The organism is Lujinxingia sediminis (genome assembly GCF_004005565.1).
Taxonomy (GTDB): Bacteria; Myxococcota_A; Bradymonadia; order Bradymonadales; family Bradymonadaceae; genus Lujinxingia; species Lujinxingia sediminis.
Genome location: NZ_SADD01000008.1, coordinates 18,333 through 41,711, shown reverse-complemented (window position 1 = coordinate 41,711; position 23,379 = coordinate 18,333). Strand labels below are relative to the sequence as shown.

Annotated in this window: 19 protein-coding genes and 1 tRNA gene; 10 read left to right on the top strand and 10 right to left on the bottom strand. The window is 63.3% G+C overall.

What is annotated here, in order from left to right:
* Positions 1–91: 91 nt before the first annotated feature.
* Both EA187_RS13750 and EA187_RS13745 read right to left on the bottom strand, forming a co-directional pair.
* Positions 92–799 carry a YceI family protein gene (locus tag EA187_RS13750; RefSeq protein ID WP_115607005.1) on the bottom strand — a complete coding sequence of 236 codons (708 nt, stop codon included), beginning with the start codon at positions 797–799 and terminating at the stop codon, positions 92–94.
* Between the two features lie 126 nt (positions 800–925).
* Positions 926–1,324 carry an acyl-CoA thioesterase gene (locus EA187_RS13745; RefSeq protein WP_127780637.1) on the bottom strand — a complete coding sequence of 133 codons (399 nt, stop codon included), beginning with the start codon at positions 1,322–1,324 and terminating at the stop codon, positions 926–928.
* Between the two features lie 212 nt (positions 1,325–1,536).
* Between EA187_RS13745 and EA187_RS13740 the strand changes: the two genes are divergently transcribed.
* Positions 1,537–1,746 (top strand): DNA gyrase inhibitor YacG, encoded by a 210-nt coding sequence (locus EA187_RS13740; RefSeq protein WP_115607008.1) that lies wholly within the window; start codon positions 1,537–1,539, stop codon positions 1,744–1,746.
* Between the two features lie 45 nt (positions 1,747–1,791).
* Here EA187_RS13740 and EA187_RS13735 read toward each other — a convergent pair whose 3' ends face one another.
* Together EA187_RS13735 and htpG are read right to left on the bottom strand one after the other, a co-directional pair.
* Entirely contained in the window at positions 1,792–2,697 is a 906-nt protein-coding gene (locus tag EA187_RS13735; RefSeq protein WP_127780636.1) for a hypothetical protein, read from the bottom strand.
* A 409-nt stretch (positions 2,698–3,106) separates the two neighbouring features.
* A complete protein-coding gene (gene htpG / locus EA187_RS13730) occupies positions 3,107–5,077 on the bottom strand; it encodes a molecular chaperone HtpG (protein ID WP_127780635.1) in 1,971 nt (656 codons plus the stop codon).
* A 277-nt stretch (positions 5,078–5,354) separates the two neighbouring features.
* On the opposite strand from htpG, the gene EA187_RS13725 reads away from it, so the two are divergent.
* A complete protein-coding gene (locus EA187_RS13725; protein ID WP_115607013.1) occupies positions 5,355–5,906 on the top strand; it encodes a hypothetical protein in 552 nt (183 codons plus the stop codon).
* 147 nt (positions 5,907–6,053) lie between these two features.
* Here the strand turns inward: EA187_RS13725 and EA187_RS13720 are convergent, their stop codons facing one another.
* Complete coding sequence (locus tag EA187_RS13720) at positions 6,054–6,800, bottom strand: enoyl-CoA hydratase/isomerase family protein (RefSeq protein ID WP_127780634.1); 747 nt, start codon at positions 6,798–6,800, stop codon at positions 6,054–6,056.
* A gap of 267 nt (positions 6,801–7,067) precedes the next feature.
* On the opposite strand from EA187_RS13720, the gene EA187_RS13715 reads away from it, so the two are divergent.
* The 4 genes from EA187_RS13715 to EA187_RS20445 all read left to right on the top strand — a co-directional run bounded on the left by EA187_RS13715 (position 7,068) and on the right by EA187_RS20445 (position 10,788).
* On the top strand, positions 7,068–9,590 hold the full coding sequence (locus EA187_RS13715) for a bifunctional serine/threonine-protein kinase/formylglycine-generating enzyme family protein (protein WP_164856272.1): 2,523 nt from the start codon (positions 7,068–7,070) through the stop codon (positions 9,588–9,590).
* A gap of 55 nt (positions 9,591–9,645) precedes the next feature.
* Positions 9,646–10,413 carry an alpha/beta hydrolase gene (locus EA187_RS13710; RefSeq protein WP_127780633.1) on the top strand — a complete coding sequence of 256 codons (768 nt, stop codon included), beginning with the start codon at positions 9,646–9,648 and terminating at the stop codon, positions 10,411–10,413.
* 93 nt (positions 10,414–10,506) lie between these two features.
* Positions 10,507–10,580: transfer RNA gene (locus EA187_RS13705), tRNA-Pro, on the top strand.
* A 40-nt stretch (positions 10,581–10,620) separates the two neighbouring features.
* Positions 10,621–10,788, top strand: a complete 168-nt coding sequence (locus tag EA187_RS20445; RefSeq protein ID WP_164856271.1) for a hypothetical protein — start codon at positions 10,621–10,623, stop codon at positions 10,786–10,788.
* Between the two features lie 92 nt (positions 10,789–10,880).
* Here the strand turns inward: EA187_RS20445 and EA187_RS13700 are convergent, their stop codons facing one another.
* Positions 10,881–11,456, bottom strand: a complete 576-nt coding sequence (locus EA187_RS13700; RefSeq protein ID WP_164856270.1) for a hypothetical protein — start codon at positions 11,454–11,456, stop codon at positions 10,881–10,883.
* Between the two features lie 428 nt (positions 11,457–11,884).
* Here EA187_RS13700 and EA187_RS13695 point away from each other — a divergent pair, with 428 nt between their 5' ends.
* Positions 11,885–13,954 carry an oxygen-binding di-iron domain-containing protein gene (locus EA187_RS13695; RefSeq protein WP_164856269.1) on the top strand — a complete coding sequence of 690 codons (2,070 nt, stop codon included), beginning with the start codon at positions 11,885–11,887 and terminating at the stop codon, positions 13,952–13,954.
* Positions 13,955–14,097: 143 nt separating this feature from the next.
* Here EA187_RS13695 and EA187_RS13690 read toward each other — a convergent pair whose 3' ends face one another.
* The 4 genes from EA187_RS13690 to EA187_RS13675 all read right to left on the bottom strand — a co-directional run bounded on the left by EA187_RS13690 (position 14,098) and on the right by EA187_RS13675 (position 18,790).
* On the bottom strand, positions 14,098–15,303 hold the full coding sequence (locus EA187_RS13690) for an FAD-dependent monooxygenase (RefSeq protein ID WP_164856268.1): 1,206 nt from the start codon (positions 15,301–15,303) through the stop codon (positions 14,098–14,100).
* 103 nt (positions 15,304–15,406) lie between these two features.
* Positions 15,407–16,129, bottom strand: coding sequence for a hypothetical protein (locus tag EA187_RS13685; protein ID WP_127780629.1), 723 nt, complete (start codon positions 16,127–16,129; stop codon positions 15,407–15,409).
* A gap of 510 nt (positions 16,130–16,639) precedes the next feature.
* Positions 16,640–17,218, bottom strand: a complete 579-nt coding sequence (locus tag EA187_RS13680; RefSeq protein WP_127780628.1) for a hypothetical protein — start codon at positions 17,216–17,218, stop codon at positions 16,640–16,642.
* A 231-nt stretch (positions 17,219–17,449) separates the two neighbouring features.
* The gene (locus EA187_RS13675) at positions 17,450–18,790 is read right to left on the bottom strand and encodes a cytochrome P450 (protein ID WP_127780627.1); all 1,341 of its coding nucleotides are present in this window, start codon (positions 18,788–18,790) and stop codon (positions 17,450–17,452) included.
* Positions 18,791–19,277: 487 nt separating this feature from the next.
* Here EA187_RS13675 and EA187_RS20440 point away from each other — a divergent pair, with 487 nt between their 5' ends.
* The 3 genes from EA187_RS20440 to EA187_RS13665 are packed head-to-tail and all read left to right on the top strand — an operon-like array spanning position 19,278 to position 23,335.
* Positions 19,278–19,538: a phosphopantetheine-binding protein gene (locus EA187_RS20440; protein ID WP_164856267.1), complete on the top strand. Its 261-nt coding sequence runs from the start codon at positions 19,278–19,280 to the stop codon at positions 19,536–19,538.
* Positions 19,535–21,421: an enoyl-CoA hydratase/isomerase family protein gene (locus tag EA187_RS13670; RefSeq protein ID WP_164856266.1), complete on the top strand. Its 1,887-nt coding sequence runs from the start codon at positions 19,535–19,537 to the stop codon at positions 21,419–21,421. The genes EA187_RS20440 and EA187_RS13670 overlap by 4 nt, the downstream gene beginning before the upstream one ends.
* A 30-nt stretch (positions 21,422–21,451) precedes the next feature.
* Positions 21,452–23,335: an AMP-binding protein gene (locus tag EA187_RS13665; protein ID WP_127780625.1), complete on the top strand. Its 1,884-nt coding sequence runs from the start codon at positions 21,452–21,454 to the stop codon at positions 23,333–23,335.
* The last annotated feature ends 44 nt before the right edge of the window (positions 23,336–23,379 follow it).

Here is a 23,379-nt window from a genome sequence, read left to right as displayed (position 1 = left end):
CCCCGGCAACCGCAGGTTGCCGGGGGTGTTGTGGTTCGTCGGGGGGCATCGCTGCCCCCTTCGGTCGGCGAGCATCGCTCGCCATCAAAACTTAGCCTTCGCTGCCTTCTTCGGCCGGCTCGGCGGCAACCGCCTCAGCGCTCAGCGGAAGCTCCATGTGCAGCTTCATCAGCACTTCGTCGCGGATCAGGTCGTCGGCCTTGCCCTTGTACTCGATGCCGAAATCAAAGCGCTTGATGGTGAACTCGCTGTCCACGACCATCGTGCCGTTCTCGACCTTCACGGTCACCGGGAAGGTGATCTGCTTGGTCGCTTCGAGCATGGTCATGGTGCCGGTGACGGTGTGGGTGGCATCACCCTCGGCCCCTTCTTCGATCTTGGTCGATTCGAAGGTCGCCGTCGGGTACTTCTCCACGGCGAAGAAGTCTTCGCTCATCAGGTGACCGGTCAGGCGCTCGTCGTCCGAGGTGATCGAGGTGGTGTCCACGGTGAACGCCACCTTCTCGAGGGTCGCATCGCCGGAGACATGACCGACGCCTTCCCACTTCTGAAATCCACCGGTGTGATCGCCGGTCACCTTGGCGCCAACCCATTCGATCTTGGAAGCCTCGGTGTTGAAGGCCAGCTCGCGAACCTCTTTGGCTTCTTCGGCCGGGGCGGCCTCTTCCTGAGCCGGGGCGGCCTCTTCGGCAGTGGGCTCGGCCACTTCAGCGGCGGCCTTGCCATCAATCTCGCTCTCACAGGCCACAGCCAGGGTAAGCGCAGCAATCAGAAGGATCATCCAGGTCTTGGTGTGCATCGTCGGTACTCCTTATAAAGGGTGTGATACGCGGGCGGCCTCCACACGAAGCCTGCCCCTTGTCGTTGGGTGACGGTGTTCGGGGGGACGCTCATCCGGAAATAAGCGCCGGGCAACCTTACAAACTCAGGCCTGATATTGTTCCCGCAACCACTCGGGAAGCTCCACCGGGCGACCCGTCGCATCGATGGTCACCATGACAAACTCGGCGCTTGCCAGCACCTGCCCGTCGGAGACTCGCCGAAGCGACTGCCCGAAGGTCGCGCTGGTGCGTCCCAGGCGCTCGATCCACAGCGTGACCTCAATCTCATCAAAGAGATAGGCAGCGGCCATGTACTCCACGCTCAGCTTACGCACAACCATCTGCGCATCGCTTTTGCGCGCATCGCTACCGAGTTGACCAAAGGCCTCCCAGCGGCAGTGCTCAAAATAATTGAGGTAGACAGCGTTGTTGACATGTCCGAAGACGTCGAGCTCGTAACCTCGAACGCGCAGAGTTGTGCTGAAGGGGTTGGAAGCGTTCACGTGATGACATCCTGAGCCGAAGGGAGCGTTGCGCTGTCACGTCTATATAGCGCCCCGAAGGTTTAGACTCACCGGCCGGGGTTTCAAGTTCACACTTCGCAACGCCGCGTCGCTTTTTTGCATCACGGCCCCGAACATCTCCTCCTCACCTTCGTTTCATCCCCATTTTAAGCCCTCAAAAGGCCTGCACCACGACCAACGAGGTCCCCGCCATGACTGGAAAAAAGACGCACCCTCACTGCCCGATCTGCCGCGCGGAGGTCGCGCTTCTCGATCAAAACAAAGCCTTTCCCTTCTGCTCGGAGCGCTGCAAGAGCGAGGATCTCGGCAAATGGTTCGGAGGCTCCTACCTGGTGCCCGGCCGCGCCGCCTCGCCAGAGGAGATCGTCGAGGAGGTGCGCCGGCCTCGCCAGAACGACTGAGGCAGACACCAGGCTCAACGCCCCCCTTTCTATACAGGGTGCATCTCAGCGCGGCCGAATCGCCTCGGGGAGCATGCGCCGCAGACGCACATGGATCTCGGAGGGCCGGTCCCGCTCAATCTCCACGTTGCGGATCCATCGGTGGTGGTTCTCCAGGGTTACCTCCACAAAGTAGGTCCCGGTGGGAAGCTCCCGAAACTCCTCCCAGGGAGCAACCATCTCGAAGGCTTCCACCTCGGCGCGCTGCGGAGCATCAAGCTCCCGTGGCTCCACCCGCACCTTTGCGCCGGGCCTGTCCACCAGCACCTTCAGGCTGCCGGTAAAGAGCATCGGCTCGACGTTAAGCTCGACCTGTTGCTCAGGCGCGCTGCCGATGACGATCTCGGTCTGCAGGGGCTCATGGTCCACGAAGGTCGCCCCCACCTGGTAGCGCCCCGAGCGCATCCAGAGCTGGCGCTCCTGGCCACTGAAGAACATCGGAAATCCGTCGATCTCAATCCGGCCTCGGGCCGCATCCCCCGCGGCCAGCGTCACGCGCACCCAGCGCGGATCCCCCTCCGAGAGCTGCGGCTCCTCGCCCTCAAAGACCATCCCGGCACCGCCCTCCAAACAGCTCTGCACGTTCTGGCGCGACTCCTCGATGACATCCTGCGCATCGCCCCGGTCGAGGTAGGCCTGGTAGAAAAGCACCGCGCGCTCGCACTGCTTCTTCGCGCGCAAGACCTCGGCGAAGTTAAAGTAGGCGATGGGGAAGGTCTGCCCGGCCTTGAGAATCGCCGCCTCGTAATGAGGCACCGAGCGCGTCCAGGCCCCGGCCATCGCCAGACGGTTAGCCCGTTGCAAGGCCTCCACCGGATTTGAAGAAGGCGTCTCCTGAGCGCCGGCGTTCAGCGCCACCGTCGAGGCCATCACCGCGATGCTCATCACCCGCGCAATCCTGCTCCACATCATCGTCTACCCCTGATGAAATCATCACGTCGTGCGTCCGAAACCACCGAAAACCGGTCAGATTTCGCACCACGTTTCAACCTAACAAAGCGCCGGGGCCACCTCCAACGACGCCGTCGTTACGGGTGGTTAAGCGAGCGTCACGCCCTCCGGGCCCCAAAAGCGCCCGGGGCGTGCCCGAGCTCGTTCTACCTCTACGACGGTGTCCGTGCGCCAAACTTCAATCGCAGCGCAGCATCAACCTCCGCCCGCTCCTCCCCGCCCCGATACCACTCGGCCGCCCCTTTCCCAAACGCATACGGGGCGTGGCGAGTTCAAAGCCCTGGCGAGCTCCTGCCGCCTTGCTCCAAACCGCCACGCCCCGAAACAAAGCCCATCCCCCTGTTCTACAAGGGGATTTCGCCAGGCGACCTTAGTCGACTTCAGCCCGATCTTCGCTCAGAAGCTCCAGCAAAAGATCATTGAGGCGCCGCACAAAAAGTGCCGGCGCGTCGAGCTGACCTCCCTCGGCAAGGCGGGCCTGATCGAGCAAAAGTTCGGCAAAGCGACGGCGACGCTCGCTATCCGACTCCGAGACCAGACGGGCCACAAGCGGGTGCTTCTCATTGAGCTCCAGAATCGGAGCGCTCGAAGGCACCGACTCCCCGGCCTGCTCAAGAATCCGCCGCATGCGCTCGCCAATCTCCCACTCCTCGCGCACCAGGCACGAGGGTGAATCGGTGAGTCGTTTGGAGAGACGCACCTCGCGCACGCGCTCGCCCAGAAGCTCACCGACCTCGCCGAGCCAGGGCGCCGGGGCCTCCTGCGACTCGGAGCTCTCTTCGCTCTCGGCCGCGTCGCCCTTATCCTCACCCTCCTCGCTCGTCTGCTCCTCACTCGACTCGCCAAGCGACTCCAGGTCGAGCGCCCCGCGCGCCACCGAGCGCAGCGCCTTGCCCTCAAAATCACTCAGGTGGTTGACCAGCCACTCATCCACCGCGTCGGTGAGCACGAGCACCTCCACCCCGCGCGCCTTAAAGATCTCAAGGTGGGGGCTGGCCAGCGCCGCCTGATAGCTGTCGGCCGTAACATAATAAATAGCATCCTGCCCGGGACGCATCCGCTCGATGTACTGCGCGAGACTCAAGGTCTGCTCGGCACCTTCGGTGGAGGTCGAGGCAAAACGCAGCAGAGAGGCGACCTGCTCGCGCCGATCCCCATCTTCAATCACGCCTTCTTTGAGAATCGGGCCAAATGCCTTCCAGAAGGTCGCGTACTTCTCGGCGTCAGCGCTGAGCTCTTCGAGGGCCTCCAGCACCTTCTTGACCGCGGTCTGACGCATCGAGCGCACCACGCGGTTATCCTGCAGAAGTTCGCGGGAGACATTCAGGGGAAGATCGTCGCTGTCGACCACCCCGCGCACAAAGCGCAGGTAGCGCGGCAAGAAGACCTCGGCCTCATCCATGATGAAGACGCGTTTGACGTAGAGTTTCACGCCGCCGCTGCGCTCCTGACCGCCCATCGCCAGATCGAAGGGGCGAGCGGAGGGCACAAAAAGAAGCAGGGTGAATTTGAGCCGCCCCTCCACGGTGGTGTGCACCCGGGTCAGCGGCTCATCGAAGGCGCGGGCCACGTGGCGGTAGAACTCAGTGTAGTCCTCCTCGCTGATCTCCGCGCTGGAGCGCGTCCACAGGGCCGAGGCCTGGTTGAGCTGGCGGGTGTCTTCGAGATCTTTTTCCGCGCCATCGTGATCCGCCCCATCTTCGAGCGTCTCCACCAACATAATGGGAAAGGAAATATGGTCGGAGTAGCGCCGGATCACCGTCTCGATGCGCAGCGGCTCCAGAAACTCATCTTCGTCCTCGCGAAGATGCAGCACGATCTCGGTGCCCACCTCGGCCTTCTCGGCTGCCTCCAGGGTGTAATCCCCCTCGCCACGCGACTCCCAACGCACGGCCTCCTGATGGCCGGCACGGCGAGTGGTCAGGACGACGCGCTCGGCGACGATGAAGGCGGAGTAAAACCCCACGCCAAACTGACCGATGAGGTTGGCGTCGGCTTTCTGGTCACCGCTCAAGCGCTCGAGAAACTCGCGGGTGCCGCTGCTGGCGATGGTCCCGATGCTGCGCGTGACCTCATCACGGCTCATGCCGATGCCGTTATCGGCGATCGTCAGCGTGCGCGCCTCTTTATCGATCGTGATGGTGATGACCGGCTCGCCCTGGTCGGCGCGCAACGAGGCATCGGCCAGCGCCTCAAAGCGCAGCTTATCGATGGCGTCGGAGGCGTTGGAGACCAGCTCCCTTAAAAAGACCTCCTTATTGGAGTACATCGCGTGAATCATCAGCCGAAGCACCTGGCTGACCTCGGCCTCAAAGACCCGCGTCTCTTTCTCTTGAGCCATAACAACTTCTCCTAAAGGGTTGGTGTTACCTCTGTCCTCAAAACTGGCCCTCACCTGCGACCGGCGAGAGTACCGCGCGGTCGGGGAGGCGTTGGGGGTCGGCATTCTAAAAGATCGATCGGCACAGACAAGCCCCTCAAAACGAAACGAAGATTTGGTGGGTCGCCTATCGAGCCTAGCTTTATCAGGAGACGCGCGGCGTTCGCCGGGATCGAGCATCGAGCAGCACGACGAACCGATCGGGCCGCGCAACAGACCCGAGCCACGAGGTATCATCATGCGCTCAACATCGATTCAACGCGCCCTACTGGCGCTTATGCTCGCCGGCGGTCTCTCGCTGGCCGCCTGTGACATGAACACCGACAAGAACGAGCCGACCAACGAGCCCTACGGCAGCGGCCCGGCCGAAGAAGAGCAGTCGGCCTCCGAGCCGATGCCCGGTGAGCCGGCACCCGCCGAGCAGGGCACCACTCCGGCCGAGTCGGGCACCGATAAGCCCGCAGGAAGCGACATGGAGTCGCCTTCCTCCGAAGAGACCACCGAACCTTACGGTGGCGGCCCCACCGGCGAAAATGACTATGGTGAGGGCTGGCAGCAGGTGCAGGAGGGACTTGATCAGGTGCGCGATGAGGCCAACCGCATGGCCGCTGGCGGCACGGAAGACGTCGCCGACGCTGCCGAAGAGATTCGTGATAAGACCAACGAGTTCGAAAAGGACATCACCGAGTCTCTGCGCAAGTTGCATGAGGCCGCGCCCGAGGCCGCTCCGGCTGATACGCAGCCCGGCACCACCGAGCCCTCCGAGAGCGGTGCGCCTCAGGAGTACTGATCAGCGGTCTGCCCTCCTGATGTGAGTCATGTCCCCCGGCTCACCTCAAAACCCGGCCTCGCCCGGGCCGCAAAGCGGCCCGGGCGAGGCTCTTTCATTCAGGCATCACGGCAGCGAGGATCCTGAATCACGAGCTCGCCAACACGCTTATTTCTTGCCCAGAAATCCGGCGACGGCCGCCTGAAAATCCTCCGAGCCCAGACGAGCCGCAAAAATTGCGGCCTCAGCACGCATCGCCTCAATCACCTCCTGCTCATCCCCTCGACGCAGCAGCGACTTGGTCAGGCGAAGCGCCTGGGGTGATTTCGACGCCAACGTCTCCGCGACCTTTTGAGCCCGGGCCACAACCTCGCCATCGTTAGCGAGTTCGTTGACGATGCCGCAGCGAAGCGCCATCTCGCCATCGAAGAAGTCGCCCAGATAAAGGAGCTCTGCGGCCAGGCGGTGTCCGGCGATCTGCCCCAGAATCAGACTGGATCCGGCCTCGGGCACAAGCCCCAGCTCCACAAAAGGCAGACGAAATCGCGTCGACGTCGCGGCATAGACCAGGTCGCAGTGCAGGAGCATCGTGGTCCCGATACCGATGGCGTAGCCCTCCACCGCGGCGATCACCGGTTTGGGACAGCGGCGCAGCGCCAGCAAAAAACGGAACACCGGGCTGTCTTCATCGACCGGCGGATCGTTCATAAAATCTTTGAGGTCGTTTCCGCTGCTGAAGTGACCGCCCTCCCCGCGCAACATCACGCAGCGGATGGCGTCGTCATCGCCGGCCAGCTGCAAATGGCGAGCGGCCTCGGTGTACATCGCCAGCGTCAGGGCATTTTTGCGCTCGGGGCGATCAAAGATAATCTCCAGCACGCCCTCATGGCGCTCCACTCGGATCGTCTCACTCATCATCACTCCTGGGGCCACACCAGGCGGGTGCGGCGGTTTATTGCGTGAAAGCCACGTCGCCAGCCGATGGGACGCTGGCGGCAAGGTTGCACACCCGGAGGCTGCGGTCGAGGATCCGCAAACCCCCTTCGAGAAGGCGCACCGATAAGAAGAGGACGTGCAAGGGTGCGGGCGATGCTCTAGACTCGCTCCTCACCCGAACGAGCTAGGGGTCGAAGTCGACCCAACATAATGCACGCTTTGATACTACTGCGGTGGACCTGCACGATGTCCCATCACGATGAAAACCCGGCGGAACTGTCCGCGGGAGCCGACACGCTTACCCACGCTCCCGAGCCTCCCGATCCGGCGCAGCCGTCGACCCCACAGCCTTTTGAGCGGCGAGTGATGCCCGGAGCGGTGGCGCCCCATAATACCCCGGAGGTGGGTCAGACGATCGGCCGCTACATCAACCTGGGGCTGATTGGCCGCGGGGGCAGCGGGGAGGTGTATCGGGTGCGCGACCCGACGCTCAACCGTCGTCTGGTGCTCAAGGTCATTCGCCCTGAACGTGTCGAGGATCCGGGCGCGCTGGCGCGCTTTATCGACGAAGCTCAGCTCACCTCTCAGCTCGATCACCCCGGGATTGTACCGGTGCACGAGCTTGGCAGGCTGACCGATGGCCGCATCTTCTTTGCGATGCGGGAGGTGCGCGGGCGCACCCTCTCGAAGGTGATCGCCGAGCGTCACGCCGAGTTTCAGGCCCTGCCCACAGCCGAGCGGGACTGGGATCGCACCTTTCGCTCGCTGATCAGCATCTTCTTGCGCGCCTGTGAACCCATCGCCTATGCCCACTCCCGCGGTATCCTCCACCGCGACTTAAAACCCTCCAACATCATGGTCGGCGACTATGGTGAGGTGCAGGTGTTGGACTGGGGTCTGGCGAAGATCCGGGGGCGAAGCGAGGAGCACCATGAGCTCGGACACACCGAGAGCGAGGTCACGACCGATCGCAACATCGAGGCGATCTACGAGACCCACCAGGGCAGCATCGTAGGAACACCGGCGTTTATGTCACCGGAGCAGGCCCGGGGCGAACATGACCGCCTCGGCCCGACGGCGGACGTCTACTCGCTGGGCGCGATCCTCTTCAAAGTTCTCGACGGCGCCCCTCCCTTTGAGGGAACCAGCGCCACGGCGATCATCCTCAAGGTTATGGCGGGCCTGGAGCGCTCCCCGGGTGAAGCCCAGGGAGCTCCGGCTGCCCTGATCGACGTCTGTCTGCGCGCGATGTCTCCCGAGCCCGAGCACCGGCCCCCTGACGCCGCCGCGCTCGCGACGATCATCAGCGACTGGCGCGACGGTGCCAACCGCCGTCAGCAGGCGTTGAGTCTGGTGACCCAGGCCGATGAACTCATTCCCCGCCACAGCGCCCTACGCGAGCGAGCCGACCGGCTACGCCGTGAATCGCGCCAGCGTCTCGATCAACTCAGCCACACCGCGCCGGTCGACACGAAACGCGCTGCCTGGGAGCTCGAAGAAGAAGCGCTCTTTCTTGATCGTCAGGCCAGCGCGATGCGCGCCCAGGCCGTGCGTCATCTGGAGTCAGCCCTGGTCCACGTCCCCGATCTTGGCGAAGCGCACGACCGCCTGGCGGGCATCTACCAGCACGATCATGCCCGCGCCGAACTTGAGCGCGACCTGACACGCGCCACCTCGCTTGAGATCTTCATCCGAGCCCACAACACCGGGCGCTTCGACGACTACCTCTCGGGCAACGGGCAGCTTAACCTGCTCACCGATCCTCCCGGGGCGCGTGTGGAGATCTTTCGCTACGTTCAAAAAGACCGGCGACTGATTCCCGGCCTCAAACGTTTTCTGGGCTTCACTCCCCTTATAGGTACCGAGCTGGCCATGGGCAGCTACCTGGTCGTGCTCAACGCCGCCGGCCGCCAGCCGGTACGCTACCCCCTGGTCATCGAGCGCCAGGATCGCTGGACCGGCATCCCTCCCGGCACCGATCGCCCTCGCCCCATCGAACTCCCCTTCACCGATGAGCTTAGCGAAGACGAGATCTACGTGCCGGCCGGCTACTTCTGGCAAGGCGGCGATCCCATCGTCAGCAGCAGCCCTCCCCGAGAGGTGATCTGGGCCGACGCCTTTGTGATCCGGCGGCATCCCGTCACGCATGGCGAGTACCTCACCTTTCTCAATGACCTCATCGCTCAGGGTCGAAGCGATGAGGCACAGACGCACGCCCCCGGAGGATCCGTTCATCAGAGCGGCGGCTTGATCTACCTCAAAGACGCGATGGGCAACTATGCCATCGACGACACCCTGGCTCCCGACGTCGCCACCTGGCCGGTGACCAACGTCAGCTGGCACAGCGCCCGCGCCTTTGCCGCCTGGGAGAGCGCCCGCACCTTCAAGCCCTGGCGACTTCCGACCGAAGCGGAGTGGGAGAAAGCCGCCCGAGGCGTCGACGGCCGCTTCTACCCCTGGGGTGACTTCCTCGACCCGACCTGGTGCAATATGGTCCACTCCGGCGCGCAGGCCCCGACCACCGTCGAGGCCTTCCCCGACGACGAGAGCCCTTACGGGCTGCGAGGCGCCGCCGGCAACAGCCGCGACTGGTGCGCCGACATCATCGACACAGATGATCACCCCACCCATCCTCACCGCGGTGGCTTCTGGTTTGCCACCCCCGAGAACTGCCGACTGACCTCACGCGAGCTGCGACCGGGTACCTCCACCTCCGTCGGCACCGGCTTTCGTCTGGCGCGCGACTACGGACGCTCGAAACGCGGCTGATCGCGTCTACGTTGCCGTGAGCACACCGGCGTTTCCCCTCTTTTGCAGGCCCTCCATGAGCACCTCCATCCTTGACCACCCCCGTATCACGCGCAGTTATTTCTTCCCCCGCGCCGACACCCCCGACACGATCACCTTTGTGCACAGTGGCGAGACCAGGCTGGCATGCGCCAGCTACGTGCATGACCCCGACGCCCACACCCTGGTGCACTTCCACGGCAACGGAGAAGTCGTCGCCGACTATATCCCCTGGATGGCCGATCTGCTGGCTGGCTTCGGGCTGAACAGCTTCTTCGTTGAGTACCGCGGCTACGGCGGCTCCACAGGAAGCCCGGGGCTCATCAACATGCTCGACGACGTCGACGCCGTCGTCGATGCCCTTGATCAGCCCCCCGAACGCCTCTTTGCCTTTGGTCGCTCCGTCGGCTCGATCTACGCACTGGAACTTGCTCATCGCCACCCGCAGATCGCCGGCCTCGTCCTGGAAAGCGGCATCGCCGATGTGCTTGAGCGCGTCCTCCTGCGCGTGAGCCCCTCCGACCTCGACAGCACCTTCGACGAGGTTCAGCGCGAGACGCAGCGCTACTTCGACCACGAAGCCAAGCTCGCCGCCTTTCGCAAGCCCCTGCTGATCATGCACGCATTACGCGATCACCTTGTCGACGTCAGCCACGCCCGCCGCATGCACGCCTGGTCGCGCTCCTACCAGAAGCGCCTGGCGATCTTTGAGCACGGCGACCACAACTCAATCTTCGATGCCAACCGCACCGAATACCTGCGGGCCCTGCGTCTTTTCCTGAGTCTCCACGCTCGTCCGAGATAAATCTCACCGGAACGTTGAGTACGGGTTGACACTCCGCAAACGCCCCCTTATATACAGTCCTCACTCGGCGCCAGTCGCCGGTGAACGCCTTGTCGGGGCGTAGCGCAGCCTGGTAGCGCACTTGCTTCGGGAGCAAGGGGTCGGAGGTTCAAATCCTCTCGCCCCGACTTTAAAAAGCCCGCCAAACTTTGAGTTTGGCGGGCTTTTTTGCGTCGTTCTACATCGGCTGCAGCGGCCAGCTCCCCGCTGGTGAACACCTCGCCACCGGAGGCGAGCCCCCGCAAAAATTGCGCCGCGATCATCGCCTACCTCGTCGAGCCCCCCGGTGCCGCCTTCGTACACGTCGAGATGCCCCGCGACGATCCGTACCGTTGAAAACTCCTGAGGCTCGCCGGCGACCGATCACAGGGCAGCCCCACACCCGCATTCAACCTGTGGCGGGAATGCCCGCGGCACTCCTCCCCCGCTTACTTCGCGTCCATCTTCACGTTGGCGTAGGGGTTAAACGCCGGCCGGCCAATCTCGATAAACGCGTGCTTGGTCGCGGTGTGGCAGGCGTTGCACTGGGTGATCACCGCGTCGTACTCCCGCTCGAAAGTCGCGGTATCACCGGCCTCAACCGCCTCCTCGATCCTCTCCAGGCTCGGCAGAACACTGCGCTCGAAGTAGTCGACCACGTCCACGCCCTCCTCCACCGGTCTGGCCTCGCGCAGTTCTTCGATGACCTCCTCGATCTCATGGATCTGGTAGTCGACCATCGCCTTGTTGCCCGCCTCCCCCGCATACCAGACCGCCGAGTAGCGCCGCCCGATCTCAAACATATGCGCGCCCAGATGCACCTCATCGTGGGCATGATCTTCATCGTGCTCCTCCTCCGCCTCATCGCCCGGCTCCACCACGGCTTCGGTCGCCTCGGCTTTCTCCTCGGATGCGGGAGCGCGCTCGCAGCCCATCCCTCCACCGAACCCCCACGCCAGCACCATCACTGCAACCACCGCACCGGCACGGAAGCCCGCTCCATCGCTCGCTTCATCAACCCTCATCGGCCTCTCCTCCGCCTTCCATTTCTGCTCTCGCGCGAATCCCGACATCGTCACCGCACGTTACTTCCCTGCCCGCAACCAACCTTAGACCTGCACCCGCGCTAGTGTTGGCCATCTACATGACCGAAGCAAGGCGTCTCCTTCGAGCGCCGGCCGACAAAATTGCAGACCCGATCTTACCGGCGCAAATTTGTACGTCCGACAGCGAACCACGCAAAATATGCGCAAACTTCCGCCTTCTACAATCTCTTTGTTACCCGATGTTACGGGAAAACCTCTGCATTTTTTCCTCTTCTCCCACCTTGACGCACCTCTGGCACAACCTTTGCCTAGCCTCGCTTCGACCTCCGAGGGTCGCGGCCTCCCGGGGGGGATCCGCCCCTCCTCCTTCCCTTCCCCAAATCCCTCCTCAAAAAAGGCATCACGCTGTGAAGACCGACACCCTCCCCCCCGGCAGCGCCGTGGGCCAGTACCACGTCATCCGCAAGCTCGGCGAAGGCGCCGCCGGACAGGTCTACCTGGCCCACCACAAGATCCTTGATCGCGACTTCGCCCTGAAAATCCTTCATCCCGAGTGGGTCGGAAATGACCAGCTTACTCGCCGATTTTTTCAGGAAGCCCGCCACGCCACGCGCCTTAAGCACCCCAACATCGTCGGGGTGATCACCGCCGATCAGCACAAGGACTTCTACTACCTGGTGATGGAGTTCGTCGACGGCGTCTGCCTTGAGGACATCCTCACCCGCCAACAACGGCTGCCGGCGGAGCGCGCCATCCCCTACATCGTCGGCGTCTTGCGCGGGCTAGAGCACGCCCACCACAACGGGATGCTCCACCGCGACGTCAAAGCCGACAACATCATCGTCGAAAGCGCCACCGATCGGGCGCGGCTCCTCGACTTCGGCCTGGTTAAAGACACCGAGGCCACCCAGAAACTTACCGCTCAGCACGCCGTCGTCGGCACCCCTTATTATATGCCCCCCGAGCAGTGGCGTGGTGAAGAGGTGGATGCCCGCGCCGACATCTATTCAGCCGCGGTAACGCTCTATTACGCACTCAGCGGTCGCTTCCCCTTTCCGGGCCGCTCCCCGCTGGCTGTGGCTCATCGCCTGATGAGCGAGCCCCACGACCCCCTGGGCTCGATTCAGCTCTTCGGTCAGTCTACGTCCGCCCCGAAACTTGTCACCATCCTCGATCGCGCCCTGGCCCGCGAGCGCGACCTGCGCCCCTCCTCCGCCTCCCAGCTTGCCGGAGAATTGGAGCAATGGCTCGAGCAGCAACGCCCCGCCCCGACCGCCAAAACCTCGTCGAGATCCTTCGCTTACGCGCCCCCACATGCCGAGCCGACCATGAACATCCCGTCTCCCAACCTCGTGACCGAGCCCGTCGAGATCGCCCCCAACACCTACTGGGTCGGCAAGCGCCCCCCCAATGAGATCTTCTATGCCAACCCCTACCTGCGCCACTTCCCCGGCGAGCAGGGGCAGGAGGATTTCAACCTGATCATCGACCCGGGCTCCACCAAAGACTTTAGCGTGGTGCAGGCCAAGGTCGGACGTGTCATCGGGACGATCAACAACCTCAGCTCGATCTTCATCAACCACCAGGACCCCGACGTCGGCTCCTCGGTGGGCGTGCTTCTGGGGCGACACACCCCCCACGCGCACGTGCTCTGTACCGAAGACACCTGGCGGCTGATCCAGTATTACAACGTGCCTCGCGAGCGCTTCGTGGCCCTGGAGCGCTTTCCCCGCGGCATCAAGCTGCCCACTGGCGATGTCGTGCGCCCGGTCCCCAGCCCCTTCTGCCACTTCGTCGGCGCGATGATGCTCTACGATCCGACCACCCGCGTGCTCTTCACCGGCGATCTCTTTGGCAGCCTCACGGACAAAGACGCCGAAGGCCTTTACGTCGACGAGTCGGACTGGGCCGGCATGCGCGCCTTCCACCAGATCTATATGCCCACCCAGGGTGCGGTACGCTATGCCCTGAGCAAGATTCGCGAGCTGACTCCGGCCGTCGAAATCATCGCCCCCCAGCACGGCCGCGTGCTGCGGGGACACTGGGTCAAAGAATACATCGACCGACTCTGGAACCTGCCGGTGGGACTGGACATCCTCGACGATCGTCACAGCAGCCCCGAAGAGTTGCAGGCCTGGACCACCGTGCTCAACCGACTGGTCGAAGTTGCCCGTCAGGCCATTGGTGATGAGGTCTATGCCCTGCTGGAATCCGATCCAAACCTCAGCGGCATCCTCTCGGTGAACTCCGGCGCCGTCGAGATCACCTCGCTTGGCAAGACCACCGTAGAGCGAGCCGTGCGCCTTATCTGCGAACACGTCACCCCGGATGTGGCCAGCGCCATCAAGTACGAAGCGGTCTACTCCGCCAACGAACTCAGCCTGCCCACACCGATGGTCGAGCTCGATGAAGACGGCCCCGAAGTCGCAAGCTCCCAGCTCGATCCGGTCGCCGACGCCGGATTCTCCAAAGTCTGACGCCGTCATTTTTGCCGGACCAGAATCTGACCGAGGGTCACCCCAAAAACTGACCCTCGGTCATCGACACCCTCTTGTTTTGCGCCCGATCTGCTCCCCCCCCCGGGACAACCCGAAACAGATCCGCCGATCGATCGCCCGCCTCACCGCGGGTCCGAATCCATCTCGACGCGGTAATCCCAGATCGCTGCCTGTTGCCGATCCAGGATCGCCCGCGGCGTCCACCGCATCGCCTGCTCCCGCATCCAGACCGCCAGTGGATGCTCCAGCTGACCGATCGTGCCGAAACGACGGGAGAGGCGCTGCAACGTCGCAGTGCGCTTTTGTCGACCGGCCTCATAACGCCTCGATGAGGCGACCACCTCCTCCGGCTGCGGCGTTGCGCCATCCTCCCAGAGCTCGCCCAGGCATGCGGCGAGCATCGCGGCATCTTCGATCGCCGAGCACGCGCCCTGCCCCAGATTGGGTGCCATCGGATGCGCTGCATCGCCGAGCAGCGTCACGTTCTTTTCGCCCCAGCGCTTTAGCGGAGGACGATCGAAGATGTCGTTGCGAAGCACCTGTGCAGGGGGTGTCGCAGCAATCATCGCTCGAAAGTAGTCGGGAAAAGCCTGGAAGCGCCGCTGCAGATCCTCAATCACATCCTCGCCATCGTGCTCTCCCTGCGGGGCGTTGGCAGTAGCCCACCAGTAGACCCGCTCCTCATCGATATATCCCATTCCCGCGCGCAGCCCTCGTCCCTGCAACTCCAGCAACATCCCGCGCGAGAACCCCTCGTGTTCAAAGGTGGAGGTGATGCCTCGCCAGCAGGTGTAGCCGTGATAGACCGGCTCAACCTCTCCGGGATGGAGCTGTGTGCGGACCGCGGAGTGAAGACCATCACAGCCGACCAGCGCCACACCCCACCGGCTCGTCAGCCCCTTTCCGAGAGCCCGCACGCCTCGCGCTTCGAGATCTTGTTCAAATCCCTGCACCGGCAGGCCCAGCTCAACCTCCACGAGCGGATGCTGTATCACCGCCTCATAGAGCACGCCGTGCAACTGCGCGCGATGAACCATACGAAAGGGCGCGTCAGCTTGCTCCTCGACCTCTTTCTCAACAAAACGCTCCCCGCGATCCGCCCCGATGCCCACTCGCGTCATCGGAGCACTCACACGCTCCAACGCCTCGCCGAGTCCACATCCGTAGAGCACCCGGGAGGCGTTCGGTCCCAGCAGAATTCCGGCGCCGACCTCCCGAACCTCCGCGAAACGCTCGACCACCACTACCGGGCACTGGCGTTGCGCGAGACATAACGCCGCACTCAGCCCCCCGATCCCCGCTCCCACAATCACAACTGGCTCGGACACCACTCACCTCCGCATTGAGTCCACCTCAGCGCTGCAGAAGTACACTAGACCGGATGCAGCAACGGCACGATGCGGCGAATTGCCCCGGTGTGGCGGTGCCGGGCTACTTCACACGTAGCTCGTCGAAGATGATCTGGCGCTCACTGCCCTCAAAGTTGCGCGTCACGGGAAGCCGCAGCGGCCCAAGCTCCTGATAGTCATCCCAGTAAACAAGCTGCGGCGGACGATCGCCCTGAAGATGCATCTCCCAGGCCCGAACTTCGTCGCTTTGAGGATCCACCTGAACCAGGTAACGATCTCCGGGGGTCAACCCCACCCCCTCAAAGCTCAACTCAAGCACCTCCAATGTCTCTCCGTCGCGCTCAACCGGCCCCTCGTAGCCCAGTGAAACGCCCGGATCAAAGACCTTGATCGGCATCAAGAGCCAGTAGGCGTCGTTGATCCAACGGGTGTAGGCGCTCTTACCGGCAACTTCCAGCGCCTCTCCCTCAAGCGCCTCCCCATCGCGACTTGCCTCCCGGGCCACGCCATCATCCAGGTTGACAGTGACGTCCCACTCCCCGCCATTTTCATCGGTCCAGCGCACCCGATCGACGCCCTCCCAGACCTTCCAATCATGGCTGGCTGCAAAACTCTCTTCGCCCTTATTTTTGACCACGAACCGAAACCCCAGCTCTTCGACCTGGGGCCATCGCTGCCCGCCATGCGCCTCATAGACTCGCGCGGCAAGTTCTCCGGCTGGCCCCTCCACCTTTGGAGTCGGCGCGATCGGCACCTCCTCTTCGGCCCGCTCCCGACTGCCTTCCTCCCCCTCGGCTTGTAACATGGGAGCTTCGCCTCCGACGCTGCCTTCCCCCTCTCCCGATGCGCCGTCACAGCCCGTCGCACATGCCGAAGCCACAAGTACCAAAACCCACCCGCGAAACCCTTTCATCTCACACCACCCTGTTCTGCAGTCCGTCGACCTTCCTCTCGCGCGTCAAAGCCCTGACAGAACCCGATGCGCCTGACTGGACGCAATCTTCAACTCGCCGGACCACCTTTCAAGCCCGCACGGTCGATTTGATCCCTTCTTCTCTCGGTACGTGCGCCCCCTCCTCCAAAAACGCGCGTGCATCCCCCGCCCGAGCCCCGTCGAGCACCACACATGTCGATGCTACGTGCGTTTCGCCACGTGCCCTATCCCTGAGCGTCAGGGCTGAGCGCATAAAAAGGGGCTGACGAGCGCTTCGCGCCCGCCAGCCCTGCTGCAACATCTCATCCGTCCTGCCTTTAGGTCATGCGGCGAGCAAGCCCCTCATCGGCCTCCCGGCGCATCCCGAACACGCCGTCCAACTCAGGGCAAAAACACCCGCCGCATCTTCATCGCCGACCACCAGTTCGTCACACAGACCTCGCCGGTGATCTCCGCCTCAAAGCCGCTGCCATCGGCCAGCGTTGTCCCGTTGATGTAAAACGTACCGCTGGCCCCTTCAAAGATCCCCGTGCCGCCCTGAACCCGATTCAACTCGGTGAATATACCGGCCGCGTTATCGAGAATGCCCGCATCCGAGCTCTGAAGCTCGCCATAGGGGGTGATCAGCGAGAGCACACCGGCGTAGGTCCAGGTGGTCGCCGGCTCCACCGGCGGAAACACCACGCTATCCTCACCGATCACACCGCCACCAATGCCATCGGCCACATAATACGTTGAGCCGACCACTCGGCCCCCGCGTTGCGTCAGCTCGCCGGCGGTACAAAGCCCCACCGCGCTCTCACAGCCCTCCGCGAAAAACGTCGCTCTAAGCGAGGCACTGATCGACTGACAAACTGGCTCTCCGTTCGACGGCCCATGCGCCCAGGACGTTGCACTCAACGCCATCGCAGCCATCAACACGCTTGAACCCACCGCCGTCTTCATACGTACACTACGCATCTCGACCTCCTGCAGCCAGGGACAACAACGCCATCAAAACGCAGACGCAACGCGCCTGTCACTTCGGGCTTCGTAGGCTCGCCAGGGCGAGCCAGACAACTTGTCTCGTAAAGGTTTACCTCCTCAGGGTGACAGGTTGGTCGCCGTCGATCAAGAGATTTCGCACCTTCGCTTTGAGCCGATAGTGAGGACACTTAAAACACCGCAGATCGGCGTAACTTCAGCGATCGCTCACGGCCCTGCCATGACCTCTTCACGACGTCGCACGACCTGCGTTCCTCCCGAAGGAGCAATCGTCACAAGTCGTCTCACCGGCCGAAGCGCGCGCTCTCCGGCGAGTTCCAGGTGCACGTTTCGCAGCAGGGTTCCCAGCACGATTTTCATCTCGTACATCGCCAGCCTCGCACCAATGCAACGCCGCACGCCGCCGCCAAAAGGCAAAAACTGATGGGATCGGTAGGTGCGGTCGAGAAAACGCTCCGGCCAGAAGCGCTCCGGCTCTTCAAAGACCTCCGCGCGCCGGTGGGCCAGGTAGATAGCAGGCATCGCCACCATCCCCGGCTCCAGCGTGAAGCCCCCCACCCTGACCTGACGCTGAACCTGTCGAGCGATCACCGGAATCACCGGCGTCAGCCTCAAGATTTCTTTGACCACCGCTTCCAGATAGTCGCTGCTCGCGATCTGCGCCCCCGTGCACTCCGGCCCCAACGCGACCATCTCGCGACGTGCTCGCTCGTAGACCTCCGGTGAGCTGAGTAACCAGTAGATTCCCCATGCCAGGGCCGTGGCCGTCGACTCATGCCCGGTCGCCATCAGCGTGAGCAGCTCGTCGTGAATCTCTTCGCGAAGCATCGGCTGGCCCTCCTCATCACGGGCCTCCAGAAGCACCGCCAGAATGTCGCCACGGTCCTGATTGACCATGGCGCGGCGCTCGTCGATCTCGGCATAAATCAGGGCGGAGAGCTCATCGAGCTGCGCCACAAATTGAGCCCAGCGTTGCCCGGCGGCCTCGCCACCGGCCCGCTGGCTGAGCAGGGCAAGGTTAAAGAGTTCATCGTCCAGCACCGCCGCGAACGCCAGCGAGAGTCGACGCCTGCGCTCGGTGCGCTCCGGCCCGAACACCATCTCAATGATTAGCCGAAACGCTACCTTCTGCATCGAGGGGCGCACCGCGAAGGGCTCATCAAATGCCCAACTCCTGCAGATCTCGCGGGTCACCCGATGAATCAGCTCTCCATACGCCTGCACTCTCCCGCGCCCAAAACTCGGCATCAAGAGCTTACGCTCGCGCCGGTGACGCTCTCCCTCCAGCAAAAGCAGTGAGTTTTCGCCAAGAAAGGGCTTCAGAATCCCATTTCCCGCGCCTGCCCAGAAGACCTCCGGATCGCCTCCCAGAATCTCCTGAATGGCCTCCGAATTGCTGAAAATCACCCCGACGCCGTAGCCCCGAAAGTCCAGCGCGAAGGTCTCACCGAGCCCCGCGGCGCACTCCTCTAAAAACCCGTAAGGGCGAGTCATCCACTGCAGGGTCTGCTGCACACTCGAGAGTTCGGGACGGGGAGGTAAAGACATCGCACATACACCACTTCTGAAGGATTATATGGCATATCGAAGACGTACCTCGCCATAACGCGAAGCACGCTTAACCTAAAACCAGCCGTCAACTGCAGACGCAAAAAATGCAGCAGACCTGGCACAAAAATCAGTTGGTTCGTCATCGGCCCCAACTCTAGAGACGTTTAAGCTTAGCGTCAACTTTCGGAAAATCTTTTTTCACCCACAGGCAACCAGGGACACACAAAGCCCATAAAAAACAACACCTTAACCCCACCACCAACGTTCACCCTCACGCATCTCGGTCAGACAACTACCCGACTACCCCTGTCGGGCGCCTGCCTTCGCAGCGCAACCCATATTAACTTTTACCAAGCGTTAAGAATTTAAAAAAAGAACTTGAAATCACCCCTCCCCCTCACGATACTGGTGGCGCTAACATCACTTTCCAGCTTCGGCCACGCGATGAGCCTTTCGAGGCCCATCCTCCCCCACGAGGTGTACCGTGAGAGCGTCTTTCTCCACCGTAGAAAAGGCAATTCGCGCCGCTGCAAGCAACCCCCTTCCGGAGACGATCCGCGAGGACCACTCTTTTCTGCTCGACCTGGGCTTCGACTCGCTCACCATCACCGTGCTCACCCTGGAGCTGGAGGGCTACGTAGGCCAGCCCGTGCTCTTAAATCGCTGGGTGGAATCCGCTTCCAACCCCACCGACCTCACCGTGGGCTCGCTCTGCGACTACCTCGACCAGGTGGTGAGCGTATGAGCCCGCCAATCTTCTCGACACATCTCGACGACGGTGGCGTGCTGCACGTGCGGATGGATACACCGGGCAGCGAAGTCAACATCTTCAGCGCCCGCGCCGCCGAAGAGCTCATTGCGTTGATGGCTTCCGTTGATCCGCAGACAACCCGCGCGCTCGTCTTCAAAAGCGCCAAGACCCGCAGCTTTATCAACGGTGCGCAGCTGATGTTGGCAAGCGCCGTGCAGTCCCCCGAGAGCATCTTTGAGATGACCGCGCTGCTGCGTCGCGCCTACGCCAGCGTCAAACGCTGTCCGGTGCCCACCATCGCCCTGGTCACCGGCTCCTGCTACGGCTGCGGGGTGGAGTTCTCGCTCAACTGTGACTTCCGGGTGGCCACCGACAGCCCCGACGCCACCTTTTACATGACCGAGATCGCCGACTACCTGAACACCCCCGCCTTCGGCAGCACCCAGCGTCTGCCCCCGATGATGGGCCTTGAGCGGGGACTGGGATTTCTGCTCTGGGGCCATCGCCTCTGGGGCAAGCGCGCGCTGGAGTACCGTCTCGTCGACGCGGTGCTCCCCCTTGATGGCATCGACGCAGCCCTCGATGCACTCATCCAGCGGATTCTAAGCGATCAACTTCAACCCCACGTCCCGCAGGCGGAGCCGACCGACCGCATCGCCCGTGTGACCGAAGAAACGCGCGCACTCATCGCCGGCCTGCCCGACGACTACCACCGCATCTACACGCGCTGCCTCGATCTGATGGTGCACGCTGCACATCGCGGCACGCATCCGCCCACCGAAGACGACTTCCGCCGGGAGCTCGCCGCCGCCGGTGAGACCCTGGTGGAGCGGCAGGCTCAGGCAGCTCGCTCCTTTCTCTACCTGCGTCAGGTCGCCGAGCGGGTTCATGTGCGCCGCCTCCCTCTGCGCGCCCCCCTTCAACTTACTCTTCAGTGCGGCGTCGATCCCCACGCTGACGCCTTCTTCGAGGAGTTAAGCGCACGGCCCCTTCGCCACGTCCGCTATCAAGGTGTCGACGCCGATACGAGTGCCCCGGACGCCCCGCTCTCGCTGCTCCACGCCGCAACCCGCGACGCCGACGAAAGCGGAGCACCACCACCTCTCGCCATGGCGATCCACGGCGGCGCACCACCCACCGCGCTGCCCGATAACGAGGTCTTCCAGCTGCGTCGCCCTCTTCCCCGACTTACCCTGGAGGCCAACGAGCGCGCGCTCCCCGGCACCGGCACCCGCCCCCTGCTGGAGGTGCGCCTGCCTTCGAACTGCGAGCGCGCACCGGGTCACCTCTTTGAATGGCTGGATGCCTGTGGCTTTGCCGTCATCTTCTCGCGTGCCCGAGGCACCTTCCTCAGCGATCGTTTCCTGCTCGCCACACTGGCCCCCTCGCTTGCGAGCCTTCGCTCCGGGCTTAGCCCGGCCGATGTGCATGCAACGCTCCGCCACATGGGTATGGTCCCCTCCCCCATCCTGAGCGCTCGCCAGAGCTTTACCCCTGAGGCCCTCGAAGACGCGCTTACCTCCTTCCTTCCCGAGACCTGGGAGGGGCCTGTGGACCAGCATCTACGGGATCTTCTTGGCGACCGCCCCTCGGCTCCCGGCACCCCCTCCGAGCCTCTCGATGCGGCCATTCATCTCAACCTGCTGGCGATCATTCTCAGCGCGCGTGAGCGCGGCGAGCTGGCCCATCCCACCGTGGCCGACGTCATCGCCCGTGAGCTTCTGGGCTACCCGGTCGGGCGCACAAGCCTCTGCGAGCACCTGACTCCTGCTCAGCTCAAAACGATGCTTGAGCAGGTCGATCCGCTCCTGCTTCCGGCCTCTCACATCGTCCTCGCGCAGGCCTTCGTCGAGCAGGCCCGTGCCTTCTACGTCTGAGTTCTTCAACCCGCCGTGCCGAGGTTTGCCATGTCCACATCCACCGCTCCGACGCCCCTTTCTGAGCCTTGTTGGGTTCGCCCGGCCTCAGCCCTCGATACGCCGCAGGCGGTACTCGACGCCATCCCCGCCGCCGACGAGTCGCTCGCAGCGATCTTCTGGCGGCGCGCCAGCGCCGCGCCCGAGAAGCCCGCATTTTACGACGTCACCTTAAGCACTGACGGGCCCACCGCCTCGCCCATCAGCTTTGCGCGCATGCTGCGCTCGGTCGAACAAGCTCGCGCAGCACTCCTGGCGCAGGGCGTGACCGATGGCGAGCGCGTGATCCTCTCTCTGGACGATGTCGACGTCTTTATGGCCTTCATGCTGGCGTCGATGACCCTGGGGGCCATCGCCGTCCCGCTCCCTCCGCTGACCGAGCTGAAACTCTCCCGCAGCTTCAACGAGCGCATCCGGGCGGTCTGTGCCGACTGCCAGCCTCGTGCGCTTGTCGCGGACCACCGCGACCGCTGGGACGCCCTCGATCTGGCCAGCCTCGGCACCACCACGCTGCTCGACGGCCCGGCTCTGCTCGACGACGACGCTCCGGGCGAGCCTATCGCTGAAGAAGACTGGCACCGCCCCCTCTCCCAGACCGCGTATCTGCAGTACACCTCCGGCTCCACCGGCTCACCCAAGGGCGTGATCGTCACGCATAAAAACCTGGTGGCAAACCTGCGCGCGAGCACCCTGGCCGGGCACTTCTCGCCAGCCGACCGCTCCTTTTCCTGGCTGCCCCTTTACCACGATATGGGCCTTATCGGCGGACCACTTCTGGGACTTTTTGTCGGTTTTGCTCCCTACCTGATGCGCCCCTCGGGCTTTGTCGCCCGTCCGGACAGCTGGCTCAAAGGCATCACCCGCTTTGCAGCCACCTTCATCGTCGCGCCCAACTTCGCCTACGCCGTGGTCGCGCAGAAGTTGCCCGAGCGCCTCCTCGAAGGGGTCGACCTCTCCTCGGTACGCCTGGCTTTCAACGGTGCCGAGCCCATCGATCACCGCACCGTCGACGCCTTCCTCGACCGTTTTGAGCCCTATGGGTTTAAACGCGAAGCCTTCTTTCCGGTCTACGGCCTGGCCGAGGCCACCCTTGCGGTTGCCTTTCCGCGGCCCAACACCCGGGTGCGCTACGACAGCGTCGACCGCAACGCCGTGGCCGACGATCGCCGGGCCCCTTTCGAAGTCCCCGACGCCACCCACGCGCTTACCTCCGTCAGTGTGGGCCACGTGGTACCGGAGCACACCCTTGTACTGCGCGATCTTCAGAGCGGTCAGGCTCTGAGCGAGCGCCAGGTCGGCCAGATTCATGTGCGCGGCCCCTCGGTCTCACCGGGCTACTGGGGCAAAGACGTCAGTCCCGACCCGGAGCTCGCCACCGGAGATATCGGCTACATCGCCGACGACCAGCTCTACATCATCGATCGCCTCAAAGATCTGATCATCATCGCCGGCCAGAACTTCGCTCCCTCCGACATCGAGCGTCACGTCGGACGCATCAAAGGACTGCGTCTGGGCCGGGTGGTGGCCTACACCCGACCGAATGCTCTGGGCACTCAGGCCCTGCACCTGGTCGCCGAGATCTCGCCGGGCACCTGGAGGCCCTTCGATGAGATGGAGCGCGAGGTCCGTCACACCCTTCAGCATCACTTCGGACTGGCGCTGGCCGATCTTCATCTCGTACCGCCCGGCTCCATCCCCAAAACGTCCAGCGGCAAGATCAAACGTCAGCATACCCACCGTCTGGCCGAAACCGGCCAACTTCGCAACGCTCGCGACTGGCCCACACGGGTTCGGACCCGTGTCAGTCACATAAGAAAACAACTTCTGACCTTCAGCGCCCTTGCCGTCGAACGCACTCGGCAGTTATTACCCTGAGGTCAACAAAACAACCCAGCCGTAACCGGTGCCCGGGCGACTCG